Here is a 19,548-nt window from a genome sequence, read left to right on the forward strand (position 1 = left end):
TGCTCACCCCTTTTTAAAAGATTGATTTTTCTAAATATTGTAATTTTTATTACGTTTATTATTATAGTAACAACATATTAAAATTTGCAATAGGAAAAATTACATTTTTTTGCAAAAGGGATTTTTTATTATATTGAGGTTAAAAACCGAAATGAAGGAATAGGAGGTTGAAAGGTATTACCAAAAAAACAAAAAAACCTTTGCAGTGCAAAGGTTTTTAAGTATGGAGACTATCGGGATCGAACCGACGACCTCTTGCATGCCATGCAAGCGCTCTCCCAGCTGAGCTAAGCCCCCGTGTATGGTACAAGAAAAATTATATCTTTCTCATACCATTCTTGCAATAGTCTTTTTACATTTTTTTTAGTTAAAAGTAAATTTAACCCATGCTTTCTATTTCTACTTTATGAACGCCTTCTAATTTTGAAACAGAATCATACACATCTGTAGTCTTGTTACGATAATCTACTGCAACTAATATTTGCACGAGATGGTCGCCGTTATCTAAATCCTTTATACGAATCCTGCGAATAATGTACTTTCTTTCCATAATAAATGAAATAGCCTTTTCAATTTGGATCTTATCCCTAATAAATAATTGAAGACTAATTTCTTTTTCACGCAATTGCTTGGGACCAATAAACTTCATTACGTAAGGCACTAATTCCACACTAATGATGAGTAAGGCAACGCCAACAAACGCTTCGATAAAGAAACCAGCCCCAACAGCAATCCCGATTCCTGCTGCTCCCCAAATCATTGCAGCTGTAGTTAATCCAGAGATACTATCATTACCCCTTCTAAGAATGACACCTGCTCCTAGAAAACCGATACCTGATACTATTTGTGCCGCAAGACGAAGAGGGTCCATTGTAATTTTTACATTATCAGAATGAGGAAACATATAAGCTGATTCGATTGAAACAATTGTAAGTAGACAACTTACAACAGATATAACAAGACTTGTTTTTAAACCTACAGGTTTTCTCTTTATTTCGCGTTCAAGCCCAATGATAAGTCCGAAAATAGCTGAAACTCCAAGCTTTAGTAATATATCGTAATCAATATTCTCCATTGGCTTCACGTCCATTATTATTAAGTATAGTTATACTTAGTTAAACTATCTTTTCTATTATACGACATCCCTGCAATGTTAAAATAAGAAATATTTCTTATAATATATTATTGGTGGACAAGATTATGTTGTTGTTCTCGTTTTTCTAGATTAGCCTTCTCCAATTACATATACATGAATGAAGGATTTTATGAGTTTATCTCCCAATTGATTTATCCTTTGACAGGTGAATATCCTTTATTCTCTTCAAATGGATAAAGTAATAGATGGTTATAAATTAAAAGAATCAAAAAAAACTTTGTAAATTATATTGCAAACATTTTTCGAACATGGTATATTAAATCTCGTCCTCACCGAGAGAGTCACACAACAAAAAAGTTTTTTAAAAAGTTGTTGACATTGAAATAGAGGATGTGTTAAATTAATGAGGTCGCTTTTGAGCCGCTAAGCAGGACAGGCTCAGAAATGATAAGTATATTGCTCTTTGAAAACTAAACAAACAAGAACGTCAACAAACAATTTTTTAGCTTTTTATAAAAGCTAAGCCAACGTAACAAATGAGCTATATCAACTTTCTTGGAGAGTTTGATCCTGGCTCAGGACGAACGCTGGCGGCGTGCCTAATACATGCAAGTCGAGCGAATCTTTAGGAGCTTGCTCCTAAAGGTTAGCGGCGGACGGGTGAGTAACACGTGGGCAACCTGCCTGTAAGACTGGGATAACTTCGGGAAACCGGAGCTAATACCGGATAATCCTTTTCCTCTCATGAGGAAAAGCTGAAAGTCGGTTTACGCTGACACTTACAGATGGGCCCGCGGCGCATTAGCTAGTTGGTGAGGTAATGGCTCACCAAGGCGACGATGCGTAGCCGACCTGAGAGGGTGATCGGCCACACTGGGACTGAGACACGGCCCAGACTCCTACGGGAGGCAGCAGTAGGGAATCTTCCGCAATGGACGAAAGTCTGACGGAGCAACGCCGCGTGAGCGATGAAGGCCTTCGGGTCGTAAAGCTCTGTTGTTAGGGAAGAACAAGTATCGGAGTAACTGCCGGTACCTTGACGGTACCTAACCAGAAAGCCACGGCTAACTACGTGCCAGCAGCCGCGGTAATACGTAGGTGGCAAGCGTTGTCCGGAATTATTGGGCGTAAAGCGCGCGCAGGCGGTCCTTTAAGTCTGATGTGAAAGCCCACGGCTCAACCGTGGAGGGTCATTGGAAACTGGGGGACTTGAGTACAGAAGAGGAAAGCGGAATTCCACGTGTAGCGGTGAAATGCGTAGAGATGTGGAGGAACACCAGTGGCGAAGGCGGCTTTCTGGTCTGTAACTGACGCTGAGGCGCGAAAGCGTGGGGAGCAAACAGGATTAGATACCCTGGTAGTCCACGCCGTAAACGATGAGTGCTAAGTGTTAGAGGGTTTCCGCCCTTTAGTGCTGCAGCTAACGCATTAAGCACTCCGCCTGGGGAGTACGGCCGCAAGGCTGAAACTCAAAGGAATTGACGGGGGCCCGCACAAGCGGTGGAGCATGTGGTTTAATTCGAAGCAACGCGAAGAACCTTACCAGGTCTTGACATCCTCTGACACTCCTAGAGATAGGACGTTTCCCTTCGGGGAACAGAGTGACAGGTGGTGCATGGTTGTCGTCAGCTCGTGTCGTGAGATGTTGGGTTAAGTCCCGCAACGAGCGCAACCCTTGTTCTTAGTTGCCAGCATTTAGTTGGGCACTCTAAGGAGACTGCCGGTGACAAACCGGAGGAAGGTGGGGATGACGTCAAATCATCATGCCCCTTATGACCTGGGCTACACACGTGCTACAATGGATGGTACAAAGGGCTGCAAGACCGCGAGGTTTAGCCAATCCCATAAAACCATTCTCAGTTCGGATTGTAGGCTGCAACTCGCCTACATGAAGCCGGAATCGCTAGTAATCGCGGATCAGCATGCCGCGGTGAATACGTTCCCGGGCCTTGTACACACCGCCCGTCACACCACGAGAGTTTGTAACACCCGAAGTCGGTGGGGTAACCGTAAGGAGCCAGCCGCCTAAGGTGGGACAGATGATTGGGGTGAAGTCGTAACAAGGTAGCCGTATCGGAAGGTGCGGCTGGATCACCTCCTTTCTAAGGATAATGCAGTCCATATGGACTGATAAAAAGTTGACTGTTACTTGTTTGTTTAGTTTTGAGAGTGCAATTTCTCTCATGATTAAACTCGTTCTTTGAAAACTAGATAATCGTAAGAAGAAGTCAAAGTAAAACCGAGAATCGCCACATTAGTTTTTCTCTCTTAAGCAATTAAGAAGAAAATAACCTTTTAGGTTAAGTTAGAAAGGGCGCACGGTGGATGCCTTGGCACTAGGAGCCGATGAAGGACGGGACTAACACCGATATGCTTCGGGGAGCTGTAAGTAAGCTTTGATCCGGAGATTTCCGAATGGGGGAACCCACTGCTCGTAATGGAGCAGTATCTTTACCTGAATACATAGGGTATTGAAGGCAGACCCGGGGAACTGAAACATCTAAGTACCCGGAGGAAGAGAAAGCAAACGCGATTCCCTGAGTAGCGGCGAGCGAAACGGGACATAGCCCAAACCAAGAGGCTTGCCTCTTGGGGTTGTAGGACACTCAACATGGAGTTACAAAGGAACGGGGTAGATGAAGCGATCTGGAAAGGTCCGTCATAGAAGGTAAAAACCCTGTAGTTGAAACTTCGTTCCCTCCTGAGTGGATCCTGAGTACGGCCGGACACGAGAAATCCGGTCGGAAGCTGGGAGGACCATCTCCCAAGGCTAAATACTCCCTAGTGACCGATAGTGAACCAGTACCGTGAGGGAAAGGTGAAAAGCACCCCGGAAGGGGAGTGAAAAAGATCCTGAAACCGTGTGCCTACAAGTAGTCAGAGCCCGTTCATGGGTGATGGCGTGCCTTTTGTAGAATGAACCGGCGAGTTACGATTACATGCAAGGTTAAGTTGAAGAGACGGAGCCGCAGCGAAAGCGAGTCTGAATAGGGCGTTTGAGTATGTGGTCGTAGACCCGAAACCAGGTGATCTACCCATGTCCAGGGTGAAGTCCAGGTAACACTGGATGGAGGCCCGAACCCACGCACGTTGAAAAGTGCGGGGATGAGGTGTGGGTAGCGGAGAAATTCCAATCGAACTTGGAGATAGCTGGTTCTCTCCGAAATAGCTTTAGGGCTAGCCTCACGTTGTAAGAGTCTTGGAGGTAGAGCACTGTTTGGACTAGGGGCCCTCATCGGGTTACCGAATTCAGACAAACTCCGAATGCCAAAGACTTATCCGTGGGAGTCAGACTGCGAGTGATAAGATCCGTAGTCAAAAGGGAAACAGCCCAGACCACCAGCTAAGGTCCCAAAGTTTACGTTAAGTGGAAAAGGATGTGGAGTTGCTTAGACAACCAGGATGTTGGCTTAGAAGCAGCCACCATTTAAAGAGTGCGTAATAGCTCACTGGTCGAGTGACTCTGCGCCGAAAATGTACCGGGGCTAAACGTAACACCGAAGCTGTGGATTGACACCGTATGGTGTCAGTGGTAGGAGAGCGTTCTAAGGGCGTTGAAGCTAGACCGTAAGGACTGGTGGAGCGCTTAGAAGTGAGAATGCCGGTATGAGTAGCGAAAGACGGGTGAGAATCCCGTCCACCGTATGCCTAAGGTTTCCTGAGGAAGGCTCGTCCTCTCAGGGTTAGTCGGGACCTAAGCCGAGGCCGAAAGGCGTAGGCGATGGACAACAGGTTGATATTCCTGTACCACCTCTTTATCGTTTGAGTGATGGGGGGACGCAGGAGGATAGGGTAAGCGCGCTGTTGGATATGCGCGTCCAAGCAGTTAGGCTGGTAAGTAGGAAAATCCGCTTACCGTAAAGGCTGAGCTGTGATGGCGAGGGAAATATAGTACCGAAGTTCCTGATTCCACACTGCCAAGAAAAGCCTCTAGCGAGATAAAAGGTGCCCGTACCGCAAACCGACACAGGTAGGCGAGGAGAGAATCCTAAGGTGAGCGAGAGAACTCTCGTTAAGGAACTCGGCAAAATGACCCCGTAACTTCGGGAGAAGGGGTGCTTTTTGAGGTGAATAGCCTCGAAGAGCCGCAGTGAATAGGCCCAGGCGACTGTTTAGCAAAAACACAGGTCTCTGCGAAGCCGCAAGGCGAAGTATAGGGGCTGACGCCTGCCCGGTGCTGGAAGGTTAAGAGGAGGGGTTAGCGCAAGCGAAGCTCTGAATCGAAGCCCCAGTAAACGGCGGCCGTAACTATAACGGTCCTAAGGTAGCGAAATTCCTTGTCGGGTAAGTTCCGACCCGCACGAAAGGCGTAACGATCTGGGCACTGTCTCAACGAGAGACTCGGTGAAATTATAGTACCTGTGAAGATGCAGGTTACCCGCGACAGGACGGAAAGACCCCGTGGAGCTTTACTGTAGCCTGATATTGAATTTTGGTACAGCTTGTACAGGATAGGTAGGAGCCTGAGAAACCGGAGCGCCAGCTTCGGTGGAGGCGTCGGTGGGATACTACCCTGGCTGTATTGAAATTCTAACCCGCACCCCTTATCGGGGTGGGAGACAGTGTCAGGTGGGCAGTTTGACTGGGGCGGTCGCCTCCTAAAGAGTAACGGAGGCGCCCAAAGGTTCCCTCAGAATGGTTGGAAATCATTCGCAGAGTGTAAAGGCACAAGGGAGCTTGACTGCGAGACCTACAAGTCGAGCAGGGACGAAAGTCGGGCTTAGTGATCCGGTGGTTCCGCATGGAAGGGCCATCGCTCAACGGATAAAAGCTACCCCGGGGATAACAGGCTTATCTCCCCCAAGAGTCCACATCGACGGGGAGGTTTGGCACCTCGATGTCGGCTCATCGCATCCTGGGGCTGTAGTCGGTCCCAAGGGTTGGGCTGTTCGCCCATTAAAGCGGTACGCGAGCTGGGTTCAGAACGTCGTGAGACAGTTCGGTCCCTATCCGTCGTGGGCGCAGGAAATTTGAGAGGAGCTGTCCTTAGTACGAGAGGACCGGGATGGACGCACCGCTGGTGTACCAGTTGTCTTGCCAAAGGCATCGCTGGGTAGCTATGTGCGGACGGGATAAGTGCTGAAAGCATCTAAGCATGAAGCCCCCCTCAAGATGAGATTTCCCATAGCGTAAAGCTAGTAAGAACCCTGAAAGATGATCAGGTTGATAGGTCAGAGGTGGAAGCGTGGTAACATGTGGAGCTGACTGATACTAATCGTTCGAGGACTTAACCAATTTTATAAGCGAAACTCGTTTTACAAACTTCTTCTGAAATTATCTAGTTTTGAGGGAATGAATTTTTTTCAAAAACCTCTTGAAAAATCTCAAAAAGACAGTATAATAATAAATGTCTTTGAGAAAAATAGTCTGGCAATAATGGCGAGAAGGTCACACCCGTTCCCATACCGAACACGGAAGTTAAGCTTCTCAGCGCCGATGGTAGTTGGGACTTTGTCCCTGTGAGAGTAGGACGTTGCCAGGCTTTATATTTGGAGGATTAGCTCAGCTGGGAGAGCATCTGCCTTACAAGCAGAGGGTCGGCGGTTCGATCCCGTCATCCTCCACCATTTCTTTTTACCTAGTAAAAACATTACAATATTTGCCGGGGTAGCTCAATTGGTAGAGCAACTGACTTGTAATCAGTAGGTTGGGGGTTCAAGTCCTCTCGCCGGCACCATGCTTCTTGCTTCGTTGATTTATATCAACGGGAGTATCTGAGAAATTCCGAAGGGATTTTAAGCATAAAAAATACTAGTTAGTTTTCTAAAAACTAATTGATCGAGCCATTAGCTCAGTTGGTAGAGCATCTGACTTTTAATCAGAGGGTCGAAGGTTCGAGTCCTTCATGGCTCACCAAGTTATTTTCATAAGAAAATAAACAAGGTTTTTTGCGATAGCAAAATAGTTTACAATATGCGGGTGTGGCGGAATTGGCAGACGCACCAGACTTAGGATCTGGCGCCGCAAGGCGTGGGGGTTCGACTCCCTTCACCCGCACTTATGTTTTTTACGATAATAAATTATTAAATCATATATGCGGAAGTAGTTCAGTGGTAGAACACCACCTTGCCAAGGTGGGGGTCGCGGGTTCGAATCCCGTCTTCCGCTCCAATGATGCCGGGGTGGCGGAACTGGCAGACGCACAGGACTTAAAATCCTGCGGTAGGTGACTACCGTACCGGTTCGATTCCGGTCCTCGGCACCATTCTTTATAAAAACTTAGTAAGATAATGCGCCCGTAGCTCAATTGGATAGAGTGTCTGACTACGGATCAGAAGGTTATGGGTTCGACTCCTTTCGGGCGCGCCATATTTTACGGGAAGTAGCTCAGCTTGGTAGAGCACTTGGTTTGGGACCAAGGGGTCGCAGGTTCGAATCCTGTCTTCCCGACCATTCTTCTAAAATAACTAAATGGGGCCTTAGCTCAGCTGGGAGAGCGCCTGCTTTGCACGCAGGAGGTCAGCGGTTCGATCCCGCTAGGCTCCACCAAGATTTTTTGCGAAGCAAAATAATCAAAGTTTTTTCACAGTAGTGAAATCAACTTGTAATTCTTTTAAATATTTGGCGGTGTAGCTCAGCTGGCTAGAGCGTACGGTTCATACCCGTAAGGTCGGGGGTTCGATCCCCTCCGCCGCTACCAATATTTTTTGCAAAGCAAAATAATAAATATGAGGACCTTTAGCTCAGCTGGTTAGAGCAGACGGCTCATAACCGTCCGGTCGTAGGTTCGAGTCCTACAAGGTCCACCAATAATTTTATATAATATGGAGGAATACCCAAGTCCGGCTGAAGGGATCGGTCTTGAAAACCGACAGGCGGGTTAAACCGCGCGGGGGTTCGAATCCCTCTTCCTCCGCCATATTATTATTACTTCAGCAACGAGTGTTATTTCAATGATTTAACTGCAAGTAGTATCAATCAAACTGCTGCTTGAATTAGCTTTCTGAGATTGATACAGTCCATACAAAACTATGGGCAAGAATTAAATGTGATAATTTTTATTGTCGCGGGGTGGAGCAGTCTGGTAGCTCGTCGGGCTCATAACCCGAAGGTCGCAGGTTCAAATCCTGTCCCCGCAATTTGGTCTGGTAGTTCAGTTGGTTAGAATGCCTGCCTGTCACGCAGGAGGTCGCGGGTTCGAGTCCCGTCCAGACCGCCATTTTTCTTAAAAGTCATTTGACTATTTGGAAAAGGGGCATTATAGTATGGCTCAGTAGCTCAGTCGGTAGAGCAAAGGACTGAAAATCCTTGTGTCGGCGGTTCGATTCCGTCCTGAGCCACCATTTATTTTAGATAAAAACTATTATGATGGCGATTGTGGCGAAGTGGTTAACGCACCTGATTGTGGTTCAGGCATTCGTGGGTTCGATTCCCATCAGTCGCCCCATCTATTAAATTATAAAATGCGGGTGTAGTTTAGTGGTAAAACCTCAGCCTTCCAAGCTGATGTTGTGAGTTCGATTCTCATCACCCGCTCCAAATTTATGGGCCTATAGCTCAGCTGGTTAGAGCGCACGCCTGATAAGCGTGAGGTCGATGGTTCGAGTCCATTTAGGCCCACCATAGTATTTTGCGAATGCAAAATAAATTTCTATTGTTCCGCAGTAGCTCAGTGGTAGAGCTATCGGCTGTTAACCGATCGGTCGTAGGTTCGAGTCCTACCTGCGGAGCCATTTTTATGGGGAAGTACTCAAGAGGCTGAAGAGGCGCCCCTGCTAAGGGTGTAGGTCGGGTAACCGGCGCGAGGGTTCAAATCCCTCCTTCTCCGCCATAAAATTTAAGGCCCCTTGGTCAAGTGGTTAAGACACCTCCCTTTCACGGAGGTAACACGGGTTCGAATCCCGTAGGGGTCATACAAAAAGGCTGATGATATTTTATCATCAGTTTTTTTGTGTTTATTTTTATTAATAATATTTACAATGCTTCTATCTACTATGTAGGAATAACTTCGGTAAGATCTAAATGAATAGAAGTGAATACTCATTTACTCAAGGTATAGTGACCGGAACGTAGCAGCAAACTGGATTTTGGTAACTATGAAAAATCTATAGTGCCACGAAAGCCAGTGGAATATACATAAGATCAATCCAGCCCAAAGGCTTGTTGAAAATCGGTTTGGGTCACTCCGGCACCCTTGGAGTGACCGAAAAGCCTGTTGAAAATCGATTTGGTCACTCCGGCACCCTTGGAGTGACCGAAAAGCCTGTTGAAAATCGATTTAGGTCACTGCAGCCCCCCTGGAGTGACCGAAAAGCTTGTTGAAAATCGATTTGGGTCACTGCAGCCCCCCTGGAGTGACCGAAAAGCTTGTTGAAAATCGATTTGGGTCACTGCAGCCCCCTTGGAGTGACCGAAAAGCCTGTTGAAAATCAATTTGGGTCTGCAGCCCCTGGAGTGACCGACTAGCTTGTTGAAAATCGGTTTGGTCACTGCAGCACCCCTGGAGTGACCGACAAGCCTGTTGAAAATCGATTTGGGTCACTGCGGCACCCCTGGAGTGACCGAAAAGCTTTTTGAAAATCGATTTGGGTCACTGCAGCACCCCTGGAGTGACCGAAAAGCTTGTTGAAAATCAATTTGGGTCACTGCAGCCCCTGGAGTGACCGAAAAGCCTGTTGAAAATCGATTTGGGTCACTGCGGCACCCCTGGAGTGACCGAAAAGCTTGTTGAAAATCGATTTGGGTCACTGCAGCCCCTTGAAGTGACCGAAAAGCCTGTTGAAAATCAATTTGGGTCTGCAGCCCCTGGAGTGACCGAAAAGCCTGTTGAAAATCAATTTGGGTCTGCAGCCCCTGGAGTGACCGAAAAGCTTGTTGAAAATCGATTTGGGTCACTTGCAGCACCCCTGGAGTGACCGAAAAACCTGTTGAAAATCGATTTGGGTCACTGCAGCCCCTGGAGTGACCGAAAAGCCTGTTAAAAATCGATTTGGGTCACTGCAGCACCCCTGGAGTGACCGACAACCTTGTTAAAAATCGATTTGGGTCACTGCAGCCCCCCTGGAGTGACTGACAACCTTGTTAAAAATCGATGTGGGTAACTCCAGCACCCCTTGAGTGACCCAAATAATTCGCCCCGAAAAATTTGTTGTTATATAAGAAAAACAAACATTACAATATGAAGAAACAACCAAAGCAATCCCATTGTAAATGAACTAGATTTTCCTCGACATACACTATATTAATATAATTTCACGCTTTCCTTCATAATTGGAAAAAACGTTGATAACGCTTACATTTACTCGTTTTTTAATGCTTTTCCTTGTTAAAGTTTTATATAAATCAAATAATATTTTTTGTCCAAAATTACAAAAAAACTTTATATATTTTTGTCATTTCCTGAAGGATTTCTTGTTAGAACCTGTCGAAAGGTGTAAAAAAATCCCGTAAATTGACCTTTTATAAAACAAAATGTCAGAAAAGATAAAAAAGTTTTATGAGGATTATTAGTGATTTGCACTTATAATTAACCCTTGAAATACAATTTCACAAGGATGAGGTTATTAATGGCAGTGAATACGTTATATCCAACAGACTATCAGTTGCATTTATTTCATGAGGGAAACCTTTTTCAAAGTCATCAGCTTTTTGGAGCACACATAATTAATGAGTCGGACAAAGTTTATACGCGATTTTGTGTATGGGCTCCAAATGCTAAGCAAGTCAGGCTAGTTGGTAATTTCAATAGCTGGAATGGAGAAGGTTACGATTTACATAGGGTAAACAATGAAGGTGTATGGATTTTTGTCGTTGACCGAAACCTGAGTGGTTGCCTCTATAAATATGAAATAATTACAGCTGACAATGAAAGAATTTTAAAATCAGATCCATATGCCTTTTATTCTGAAGTTAGGCCAAATACTGCTTCAATTGTTTATTCTTTGAAAGATTACGATTGGCAGGATAATCATTGGATGCAGCGGAAGGAAAAAAGGAACTTTTTATCTGAGCCACAGGTAATTTATGAACTTCATTTTGGATCTTGGAAAAAACATGAAAATGGCGATTTTTTAACATATAGGGAAATGGCGACACATCTCATTCCTTATGTGCTAGAACATGGATTTACACATGTTGAATTATTACCTCTGATTGAGCACCCCTTTGACGGTTCTTGGGGATATCAAGGAACTGGATACTTTTCCGCAACCTCCCGCTATGGCACACCAAAGGACTTCATGTACTTTGTAGATCAATGTCATCAGAATGGAATTGGCGTCATTCTTGATTGGGTACCTGGTCACTTTTGCAAGGATGCACATGGTTTGTATCGGTTTGACGGTTCACATATTTATTCCTACGAAACCGAAAGTGACAGGGAAAATAAAGTGTGGGGTACAGCAAATTTTGACCTTGGAAAAGGAGAGGTTCAAAGTTTTTTAATTTCAAATGCATTTTTTTGGATTGACTATTTTCATATTGATGGAATTAGGATGGATGCTGTTGCAAATATCATTTATTGGCCGAATTCAGCAGAAAATCTTGAAAATCCATTTGGAATTGAATTTCTAAAAAAATTAAATGTGGAAGTACATGATTATGATCCGACCTTTGTCATGATTGGTGAGGATTCAACAGATTACCCAAATGTTACAACTCCTGTTCATTATGGTGGACTGGGTTTCGATTATAAATGGAATATGGGCTGGATGAATGACATTTTAAAATACATGGAAACACCGCCCTTTGCACGAGCAAACGTTCATAATAAAGTAACATTTTCACTCTTATATGCCTTTACTGAAAACTTTATGCTCCCATTATCACATGATGAAGTCGTACATGGTAAAAAGTCTCTGTTAGATAAAATGCCAGGTGATTATTGGGAAAAATTCGCACAATTACGATTGCTTCTAGGATATATGTTTGCCCACCCTGGAAAAAATCTGTTGTTTATGGGATTTGAGTTAGGTCAGTTTTCAGAATGGAAAGACAAAGAACAGTTAGATTGGAATTTGTTAGATTATGAAATGCACCAAAATGTAAATCAATATGTTAAACAATTAACAAAGCTCTACAAACGCTCAAAGGCTCTGTACGAGTTAGACCACATGCATGAAGGTTTTGATTGGATTGACTGTAATAATCAAAGCCAATCAGTTTTTTCTTTCATTAGAAACGGCAAGACTGAAAATGACTATTTAGTTGTCATCTGTAATTTTACAGGTGTTCACTATCCAGAATTTAAAATTGGAGTACCAGCCCAAGGCGAGTTCAGGGAAATTTTAAATAGTGACCATCAAGACTTTGGTGGCTCTGGATATATAAATAAGAAAACATTTATGGCTTTAGAAGAGCCATTTCATGGAAAACCATATTCCGTTAATGTGACGATACCGCCTTTTGGCTTTCAGATCATTCGACCGGTTAAAAAACGAAAGGAGAGAAAAGGGAATGGGAAAGAAAAAGTGCGTAGCTATGCTGTTGGCAGGAGGGAAAGGAAGCAGACTTAATTCGCTAACGAAAGATTTGGCAAAACCTGCTGTTCCTTTTGGTGGAAAGTATAGAATTATTGATTTTCCATTAAGTAATTGTGCTAATTCAGGTATTGATACAGTGGGGGTGTTAACGCAGTATCAACCTTTGGTATTAAATTCGTATATAGGTATAGGAAGTGCATGGGACCTTGACCGAAAGGATGGCGGGGTAACTGTTTTACCACCATATGCTGAGACTTCAGAGGTAAAATGGTATACCGGAACGGCAAGTGCCATTTATCAAAACCTTAATTACTTAAAGCAGTACCAGCCGGATTATGTACTGATTCTTTCAGGCGATCATATTTACAAAATGAATTATGAGAGTATGTTGGAATATCATATCGAAAAAAGAGCAGATGCAACTATTTCTTTAATCGAGGTTCCTTGGGCAGAAGCAAGCCGTTTTGGAATTATGAACACAAACGAGGATTTGAGAATAGTAGAGTTTGAAGAGAAGCCAGCAGAGCCAAAAAATAATTTAGCCTCAATGGGTATCTATATTTTTAGCTGGAGTGTATTAAAAGAATATTTAGAAATGGACGCTAGGAATACTAAATCTTCACATGACTTTGGTAAAGATATCATTCCTTTGATGTTAGATGAAAATAAGAAACTCTTTGCCTACCCATTCAAAGGTTATTGGAAGGATGTAGGTACAGTTAAGAGTCTTTGGGAAGCGAATATGGACCTATTGGATGATGAATGTGATTTGGACCTGTTTGATCATGATTGGAGAATTTATTCGGTAAACCCTAATCAGCCTCCTCAATATATCTCTCCTGAGGCTATTGTAAAGGAATCGCTAATTAATGAGGGCTGTACGATTGAAGGCGAAATAGATAATTCTGTATTATTCCAAGGTGTTAGTGTCGGTAAAGGATCTATTATAAAGGAATCTGTTATTATGCCTGATGCTGTAATAGGTGAAAACGTTAAGATTGAAAAAGCGATTGTTCCAAGTGACGTTGTTGTTCCAGATGGAACGGTAATTCGTTCATTTGACGATGAAATTGTTCTTGTAACGAAAGAAATGTTAAGCGGGTTACATCCTGCTTTTTAATAAATAGGGAGGGACTAGTGTTGAAGAGAAAGCTATTAGGTGTAATTGATGCAACAACTTATCATGAAGATTTAGAGGAACTTTTAACACATCGTTCACTTGCAGCCCTGCCTTTTGCGGGACGTTATCGCATTATTGATTTTGTACTTTCTAATATGGTGAATTCAGGAATTAGAAGCGTAGCCATTTTTCCAAAGATGATGTATCGTTCGTTAATGGATCACCTCGGTTCAGGGAAGAATTGGGACTTAAATCGGAAGCGCGATGGTCTTTTCTTTTTTCCTACTCCTGTGGTGGATTCAGACATCAATAAAATTGGGTCATTTGAAAACTTTGCTGCTAACTTAGATTTCTTTTACCGCAGTTCTCAAGAGTATTCTTTAATTACCAATTGTTATACTGTTTTCAATATGGATTTCGCGCCATTGTTAGACTGGCATATGCATTCAGGGTGTGATATAACCGAAATCTTCCATGAAAATGGAACACCTATGAAGATGTATTTAGTGAAAACCTCTTTACTTGTAAAATTAATTGAAACAAGAAATGAAACAGGGTATACATGCATGAAGGATGTCGTTTTAGACCCTGAACATTTCTACTCCATTTGCCGCTATGAATATTCCGGTTATGCGGTGATGATAAACACGATTCAAAACTATTTCTCTACTAGTTTAAATTTATTGAACTCCGATGTCTGGAAGCAATTATTTATTAAAGAACAACCTATCCTGACGAAGGTTAAAGATGAACCCCCAACGAGATATTTAAAAGGATCTACCGTACAAAATGCAATGATTGCCAATGGCTGCTTAATAAATGGCAGAGTTGAAAATAGTATCATCTCTAGGGGCGTTAAAATTGGAAAAGGTGCAGTTATTAAGAATTGTATTATCATGCAAAAGTGCGTGATTGAAGATAATTGTTATCTTGATTCCGTTATTTTGGATAAAGACGTAAAGGTTGAGGCTGGTACAATTTTAACTGGTACCGCTAAGGATCCTTTTGTCGTGCGAAAAGGTACGAAACAAGGAGCGCTGATGAACTCGTGAAAGTATTATTTGCTGTTTCAGAATGTGGTCCATTTGCTAAATCAGGGGGGCTTGCCGACGTGGCAGGCTCCCTGCCTAAAGAACTGAAGAGTCTTGGTACTGATGTGAGGGTCATCCTTCCTAAGTATGGAAGTATTGACGAAGAGTTTAAGGCAGAGATGAAAAAAATAAAAGAATTCACCGTTCCCGTTGGCTGGAGAAATCAATATTGTGGAATTGAGGAACTATCTTATCAAGGATTAACCTACTACTTTGTTGATAATGAATATTATTTTAAACGTGAAGGTTTTTATGGATATTATGATGATGGCGAGAGATTCGCATATTTTAATCGTGCTGTGTTGGAAGCATTAGCACACCTTGACTTTTATCCAGATGTCCTGCATTGCCATGACTGGCATACAGCCATGATTCCATTTTTATTAAGAATGGAATATTACAAGCGAAAAGGCTATGGACTAATTCGTACAGTATTCACGATTCATAATCTTCAATTTCAAGGTATCTTTCCAAGGGAGACACTTGGGGACTTGCTAGGCTTAGATTGGGAAGCGTTCCACCCGGAACATTTGGAATTCTTTGGCTGTATTAACTTTATGAAGGGTGCATTGGTGGCAGCAGACGAAATTACGACTGTCAGCCCAACTTATAAACAAGAAATCCAAACACCTACATATGGGGAAAAGTTGGATGGTCTTTTGAGAACGAGAGAAGAAGATCTTATTGGTATTCTAAATGGAATTGATGACAAATTTTATAATCCCGCTGACGACTCGCTGCTCTATAAAACGTTTACCTTAAATAATCTTGAAAATAAGGCAATTAACAAAAGTGAAATTCAAAAATACTTTGGATTGCCACAGAGCCCCAACACACCATTAATGGTGATGATTACTAGGCTTACAAAACAAAAAGGCTTAGATCTCGTTAAATGTGTTTTACGAGATATTCTTCATGAAGACATTCAAATGGTAGTACTCGGCACTGGAGACTATGGATATGAGGAATATTTACGTCAAGCAGCAAATTCCTATCCAGATAAACTAAAGGTTCATATTGGTTTTAGTGAGGGACTGGCCCATAAGTTATATGCGGCTGCAGACCTTTTTCTCATGCCATCATTATTTGAGCCATGCGGACTTGGCCAACTAATTGCCATGAAGTACGGAGCGGTGCCAATTGTGCGTGAAACAGGCGGGCTAAATGACACAGTACAATCTTGGAATGAGATTACCAATGAGGGAAATGGATTTTCTTTCAAAAATTTTAATGCCCATGACATGCTATATACAATTAGAAGGGCTTTACGCTATTATCATGACCCTGCTTGGGAAACGATTGTTCAAAAAGCGATGGAAAAGGATAACAGCTGGGCCCAGTCTGCATTTAAGTATAATCAGCTATATGCAGAGCTGATCTCGAGGAGTGAAACCCATGTTTTCTAATACAACTGAGTTTAAGAACACTTTTCTTAAGAGGTTGAATATGGTTTGTGGTAAGAGCTTCTCTGAAAGCTCCGAGAGAGACCATTACCAAACACTTGGAATTATGATCCGCGAATTTGTTAGTCATGATTGGATAAAAACAAATGAGCGATACCTGGCTGCAAAAGGAAAACAAGTCTATTATTTATCGATCGAATATTTGTTAGGAAAGCTCCTGCGGCAAAACCTAATTAATTTGGGAATCGAAGAAACCGTACAAGTTGGTCTAAGCGAACTTGGTATCGATTTAGGTAACCTAGAGGAACTGGAAAGTGATGCGGGTTTAGGTAATGGCGGCTTAGGTAGATTAGCCGCTTGTTTCCTAGATTCCCTGGCCTCGCTAAATCTTCCAGGACACGGTCATGGAATTCGCTATAAGCACGGTTTATTTGAACAAAAAATAGTGGATGGGTATCAAGTAGAACTTCCGGAACAGTGGCTCAGGAGTGGAAATGTATGGGAAGTCCGGAAAGCTGACTTAGCTGTGAAAATACCATTTTGGGGCAAGGTCGAAGGAAGAACGGAAAACGGACGTTTAATTTTCCAACATTTAAATGCTGAAACGGTAACGGCAGTTCCACATGATATGCCAGTTATTGGCTTTAATTCTGAAACAGTTAACACATTAAGACTATGGAATGCGGAACCTTCACAATTCCCCATCCATGAGGATATTTTAAAATATAAACGTGAAACCGAATTAGTTTCAGAATTCCTCTATCCGGATGATACGCATGATGAAGGGAAAATACTGAGGCTTAAGCAGCAATACTTTTTAGTATCTGCAAGTATTCAATCTATCATCAAAACGTATCGGAAACAACACGGCAATCTAAAGGAACTTCATCAACATGTTTGTATTCACATTAATGATACCCATCCTGTCTTGGCCATTCCTGAATTAATGAGAATCCTCATTGATGAGGAAGGTTTTGATTGGGACCTTGCCTGGTATATTACAAGGAATACGATCTCCTATACAAATCATACGACCTTATCCGAAGCATTGGAAAAGTGGCCAATTCGGATATTCCAGCCGCTATTACCACGAATCTACATGATTGTAGAAGAAATAAATGAACGGTTTTGCGGAGATTTATGGGATCAATACACTGGGGATTGGGATAAGATTGCAAAGTTGGCGATCATCGCTGACGGCTATGTAAAAATGGCTCATTTAGCGATTGTCGGAAGTTTCAGTGTAAATGGAGTTGCTAAACTGCACACAGAAATTCTAAAGACTCGGGAAATGAATCAGTTTTATCAACTGTTTCCGGAAAAATTTAATAATAAAACGAATGGAATTGCCCACCGCCGCTGGCTTTTAAAGGGAAATCCTGATTTATCAAACTTAATTACCAATTCCATTGGTTCTTCATGGACTCAATCACCAACGGATTTAATTCAATTACTTAAATTTCAAAATGATTCATCCTTCATGGAACAACTTCTAAAAATAAAAACGGATAACAAGCAGCGTCTTGCTGAAGTTATCCAGAATAAGAATGGTATTGTTGTTGATTCCTCAGCAATCTTTGATGTCCAAGTAAAGCGTCTGCATGCCTATAAGAGACAGCTTCTAAAGGTATTGCATATCATGTATCTTTATAATCGATTAAAAGAGGATTCAAGCTTTTCAATGGTTCCACGAGTATTTATTTTTGGAGCAAAAGCATCTCCGGGTTACTATTACGCGAAAAAGATTATTAAACTTATCAATACTGTAGCTGAGAAGGTTAATAATGATCCTTTTATTGGAGATAAAATGAAAGTTGTTTTCCTTGAAAACTACCGCGTTTCACTCGCAGAAAAAGTATTTCCTGCTGCTGATTTAAGTGAACAGATTTCTACTGCAAGTAAAGAGGCATCCGGTACTGGTAACATGAAATTTATGATTAATGGTGCACTGACAGTTGGAACAATGGATGGAGCAAATATCGAAATTCATGAGTTAGTTGGGGATGAGAATATCTTTACATTCGGGCTTTCTGCGGATGAGGTCCTACACTTTTACCAGCATGGAGGCTATCAATCGATAGAATATTACCACCATGACAGCCGTATCCGACAAGCTGTGGATCAACTAGTTAATGGATTCTTTCCAGGTGTTTATAACGAATTTGAACCAATTTTTGACTCTTTGCTTGAGGAAAATGACCAGTACTTTGTACTAAAGGATTTTGCTTCATATGCGGATACTCAGAAGGCAATTGGGGAGACCTTTAGAAATCAGCAAATCTGGCAAAAGAAGTGTCTAGTAAACATTGCACATGCAGGTTATTTTTCGAGTGATCGGACAATCAAGGAGTATGCGGACAATATTTGGGAAATAAAACCTCTATAAATAAAAAGGCTTCTGCTGTTAAAAGCAGAAGCCTTTTTATTACGATACAAAGTGTCCGATAAAAATACCAATCGCGAGTAAGAAACCAAAGATTGTATTTGTTTGTGCTGTTGCTTTCATGGCAGGAGCCATTTGGATCGGTGAGTCACCTGCGATAAAGCCTTTAATTGCTTTTGCTGCCTTAGGTATGCTAAGAAGCACGAGTGCTGTCCAAATTGGAGCAACACCGGTGATAATTAGTCCAAATACCCAAAGGAATGAGAAAACGAACAAATAAGTCATTAACGTAACGGCCTTCTTTTTACCGATAAGAATCGCTAATGTTTTTCGGCCATTTTCCTTATCGCCCTCTAAGTCCCTAATGTTATTAGAGAAATTAATAACACCCACAAGAACTAAAATTGGGACTGAGATCAGAACGCTAGTAGATGTTACTGTTCCAGTTTGAATGAAAAATGAAATTAAAATGATTAACATACCCATAAAGAACCCTGCAAAAATCTCTCCAAATGGAGTGTAAGCAATTGGAAAAGGTCCTCCTGTATATAAATAACCAACTGCCATACAAACAAGCCCAAGGGCTGCCAGCCACCAACTAGTACTCATACAAATATAGACCCCAATTAATAGTGCAATACCATAAAGGCTTAGTGCTAACTGCATGACTGTTTTCGGCTTAATTCCATCACGGACAATGGTACCGCCTATTCCGATTGAATGCTCATTATCGAGTCCACGTTTAAAATCATAGTACTCATTAAACATATTGGTTGCTGCTTGAATCAATAAACTTGCAATTAACATGGCAAAGAAAAGACCAAAGTGTATTTTCCCGTGTGAAAGTGCAAGTGCTGTACCAAGCAAGACTGGGACAAATGATGCTGTTAAAGTATGGGGACGGGTCATTTGCCACCAAACTTGAAAACCGCGATTCGATTCGACAGCAGGCTTTGAAGTGTGCTGTAAATTTGGCTGCATACTCTTCTCTCCCTTTAATAAATTTATTTTATCTCTATATAAATAGCGTATTTT

At 42.3% G+C, this 19,548-nt stretch carries 9 protein-coding genes, 22 tRNA genes and 3 rRNA genes; 30 read left to right on the top strand and 4 right to left on the bottom strand.

Annotated elements, in window-relative coordinates; genetic code table 11:
- Positions 1–224: 224 nt before the first annotated feature.
- Positions 225–297, bottom strand: a tRNA-Ala gene (locus QUG14_RS23905).
- An 82-nt stretch (positions 298–379) separates the two neighbouring features.
- Positions 380–1,075: an MgtC/SapB family protein gene (locus QUG14_RS23910; protein ID WP_289342959.1), complete on the bottom strand. Its 696-nt coding sequence runs from the start codon at positions 1,073–1,075 to the stop codon at positions 380–382.
- 573 nt (positions 1,076–1,648) lie between these two features.
- Between QUG14_RS23910 and QUG14_RS23915 the strand changes: the two genes are divergently transcribed.
- The 24 genes from QUG14_RS23915 (at position 1,649) to QUG14_RS24030 (ending at position 8,949) form a co-directional block, all read left to right on the top strand.
- Positions 1,649–3,198: ribosomal RNA gene (locus QUG14_RS23915) — 16S ribosomal RNA — on the top strand.
- A gap of 196 nt (positions 3,199–3,394) precedes the next feature.
- Positions 3,395–6,331 (top strand): 23S ribosomal RNA (locus tag QUG14_RS23920).
- A gap of 131 nt (positions 6,332–6,462) precedes the next feature.
- A 5S ribosomal RNA gene (gene rrf, locus QUG14_RS23925) occupies positions 6,463–6,578 on the top strand.
- The 16S, 23S and 5S rRNA genes sit together here with 21 tRNA genes alongside, the layout of an rRNA operon.
- A gap of 9 nt (positions 6,579–6,587) precedes the next feature.
- A tRNA-Val gene (locus QUG14_RS23930) sits at positions 6,588–6,663 on the top strand.
- A 34-nt stretch (positions 6,664–6,697) separates the two neighbouring features.
- A tRNA-Thr gene (locus tag QUG14_RS23935) sits at positions 6,698–6,773 on the top strand.
- A 103-nt stretch (positions 6,774–6,876) separates the two neighbouring features.
- Positions 6,877–6,952 (top strand) — tRNA-Lys (locus QUG14_RS23940).
- A gap of 59 nt (positions 6,953–7,011) precedes the next feature.
- Positions 7,012–7,093, top strand: a tRNA-Leu gene (locus QUG14_RS23945).
- A gap of 39 nt (positions 7,094–7,132) precedes the next feature.
- Positions 7,133–7,207 (top strand) — tRNA-Gly (locus QUG14_RS23950).
- A 5-nt stretch (positions 7,208–7,212) separates the two neighbouring features.
- Positions 7,213–7,301, top strand: a tRNA-Leu gene (locus QUG14_RS23955).
- A 27-nt stretch (positions 7,302–7,328) separates the two neighbouring features.
- Positions 7,329–7,405, top strand: a tRNA-Arg gene (locus QUG14_RS23960).
- A gap of 7 nt (positions 7,406–7,412) precedes the next feature.
- A tRNA-Pro gene (locus QUG14_RS23965) sits at positions 7,413–7,489 on the top strand.
- A 20-nt stretch (positions 7,490–7,509) separates the two neighbouring features.
- Positions 7,510–7,585, top strand: a tRNA-Ala gene (locus QUG14_RS23970).
- Between the two features lie 74 nt (positions 7,586–7,659).
- Positions 7,660–7,736: transfer RNA gene (locus tag QUG14_RS23975), tRNA-Met, on the top strand.
- Positions 7,737–7,768: 32 nt separating this feature from the next.
- Positions 7,769–7,845, top strand: a tRNA-Ile gene (locus tag QUG14_RS23980).
- Positions 7,846–7,862: 17 nt separating this feature from the next.
- Positions 7,863–7,955, top strand: a tRNA-Ser gene (locus tag QUG14_RS23985).
- Between the two features lie 146 nt (positions 7,956–8,101).
- A tRNA-Met gene (locus QUG14_RS23990) sits at positions 8,102–8,175 on the top strand.
- A gap of 3 nt (positions 8,176–8,178) precedes the next feature.
- A tRNA-Asp gene (locus QUG14_RS23995) sits at positions 8,179–8,255 on the top strand.
- A 48-nt stretch (positions 8,256–8,303) separates the two neighbouring features.
- Positions 8,304–8,379, top strand: a tRNA-Phe gene (locus QUG14_RS24000).
- 28 nt (positions 8,380–8,407) lie between these two features.
- A tRNA-His gene (locus QUG14_RS24005) sits at positions 8,408–8,483 on the top strand.
- Between the two features lie 18 nt (positions 8,484–8,501).
- Positions 8,502–8,575: transfer RNA gene (locus QUG14_RS24010), tRNA-Gly, on the top strand.
- A gap of 7 nt (positions 8,576–8,582) precedes the next feature.
- Positions 8,583–8,659 (top strand) — tRNA-Ile (locus QUG14_RS24015).
- 35 nt (positions 8,660–8,694) lie between these two features.
- Positions 8,695–8,769, top strand: a tRNA-Asn gene (locus QUG14_RS24020).
- 7 nt (positions 8,770–8,776) lie between these two features.
- Positions 8,777–8,867: transfer RNA gene (locus tag QUG14_RS24025), tRNA-Ser, on the top strand.
- 10 nt (positions 8,868–8,877) lie between these two features.
- Positions 8,878–8,949 (top strand) — tRNA-Glu (locus tag QUG14_RS24030).
- Between the two features lie 422 nt (positions 8,950–9,371).
- Here QUG14_RS24030 and QUG14_RS24035 read toward each other — a convergent pair.
- Positions 9,372–9,578, bottom strand: coding sequence for a hypothetical protein (locus QUG14_RS24035; RefSeq protein ID WP_289342960.1), 207 nt, complete (start codon positions 9,576–9,578; stop codon positions 9,372–9,374).
- Positions 9,579–9,711: 133 nt separating this feature from the next.
- On the opposite strand from QUG14_RS24035, the gene QUG14_RS24040 reads away from it, so the two are divergent.
- From QUG14_RS24040 to QUG14_RS24065, 6 genes are all read left to right on the top strand, one after another.
- The gene (locus QUG14_RS24040) at positions 9,712–9,951 is read left to right on the top strand and encodes a hypothetical protein (protein ID WP_289342962.1); all 240 of its coding nucleotides are present in this window, start codon (positions 9,712–9,714) and stop codon (positions 9,949–9,951) included.
- A 651-nt stretch (positions 9,952–10,602) separates the two neighbouring features.
- Positions 10,603–12,549: a 1,4-alpha-glucan branching protein GlgB gene (glgB, locus tag QUG14_RS24045; RefSeq protein ID WP_289342963.1), complete on the top strand. Its 1,947-nt coding sequence runs from the start codon at positions 10,603–10,605 to the stop codon at positions 12,547–12,549.
- On the top strand, positions 12,491–13,636 hold the full coding sequence (locus QUG14_RS24050; protein WP_289342964.1) for a glucose-1-phosphate adenylyltransferase: 1,146 nt from the start codon (positions 12,491–12,493) through the stop codon (positions 13,634–13,636). The genes glgB and QUG14_RS24050 overlap by 59 nt, the downstream gene beginning before the upstream one ends.
- Before the next feature lie 20 nt (positions 13,637–13,656).
- On the top strand, positions 13,657–14,688 hold the full coding sequence (locus QUG14_RS24055) for a GlgC family sugar phosphate nucleotidyltransferase (protein ID WP_289342965.1): 1,032 nt from the start codon (positions 13,657–13,659) through the stop codon (positions 14,686–14,688).
- Positions 14,685–16,133: a glycogen synthase GlgA gene (gene glgA, locus QUG14_RS24060; RefSeq protein WP_289342967.1), complete on the top strand. Its 1,449-nt coding sequence runs from the start codon at positions 14,685–14,687 to the stop codon at positions 16,131–16,133. Before QUG14_RS24055 ends, glgA begins: the two co-directional genes overlap by 4 nt.
- Complete coding sequence (locus QUG14_RS24065) at positions 16,123–18,516, top strand: glycogen/starch/alpha-glucan phosphorylase (protein WP_289342969.1); 2,394 nt, start codon at positions 16,123–16,125, stop codon at positions 18,514–18,516. The genes glgA and QUG14_RS24065 overlap by 11 nt, the downstream gene beginning before the upstream one ends.
- Before the next feature lie 39 nt (positions 18,517–18,555).
- On the opposite strand, the gene QUG14_RS24070 is transcribed toward QUG14_RS24065, so the two are convergent.
- On the bottom strand, positions 18,556–19,494 hold the full coding sequence (locus QUG14_RS24070; protein WP_289342970.1) for a 1,4-dihydroxy-2-naphthoate polyprenyltransferase: 939 nt from the start codon (positions 19,492–19,494) through the stop codon (positions 18,556–18,558).
- Positions 19,495–19,548 lie beyond the last annotated feature (54 nt).

This window comes from Neobacillus sp. CF12 (genome assembly GCF_030348765.1).
In the GTDB taxonomy this organism is placed as follows: Bacteria; Bacillota; Bacilli; order Bacillales; family Cytobacillaceae; genus Neobacillus.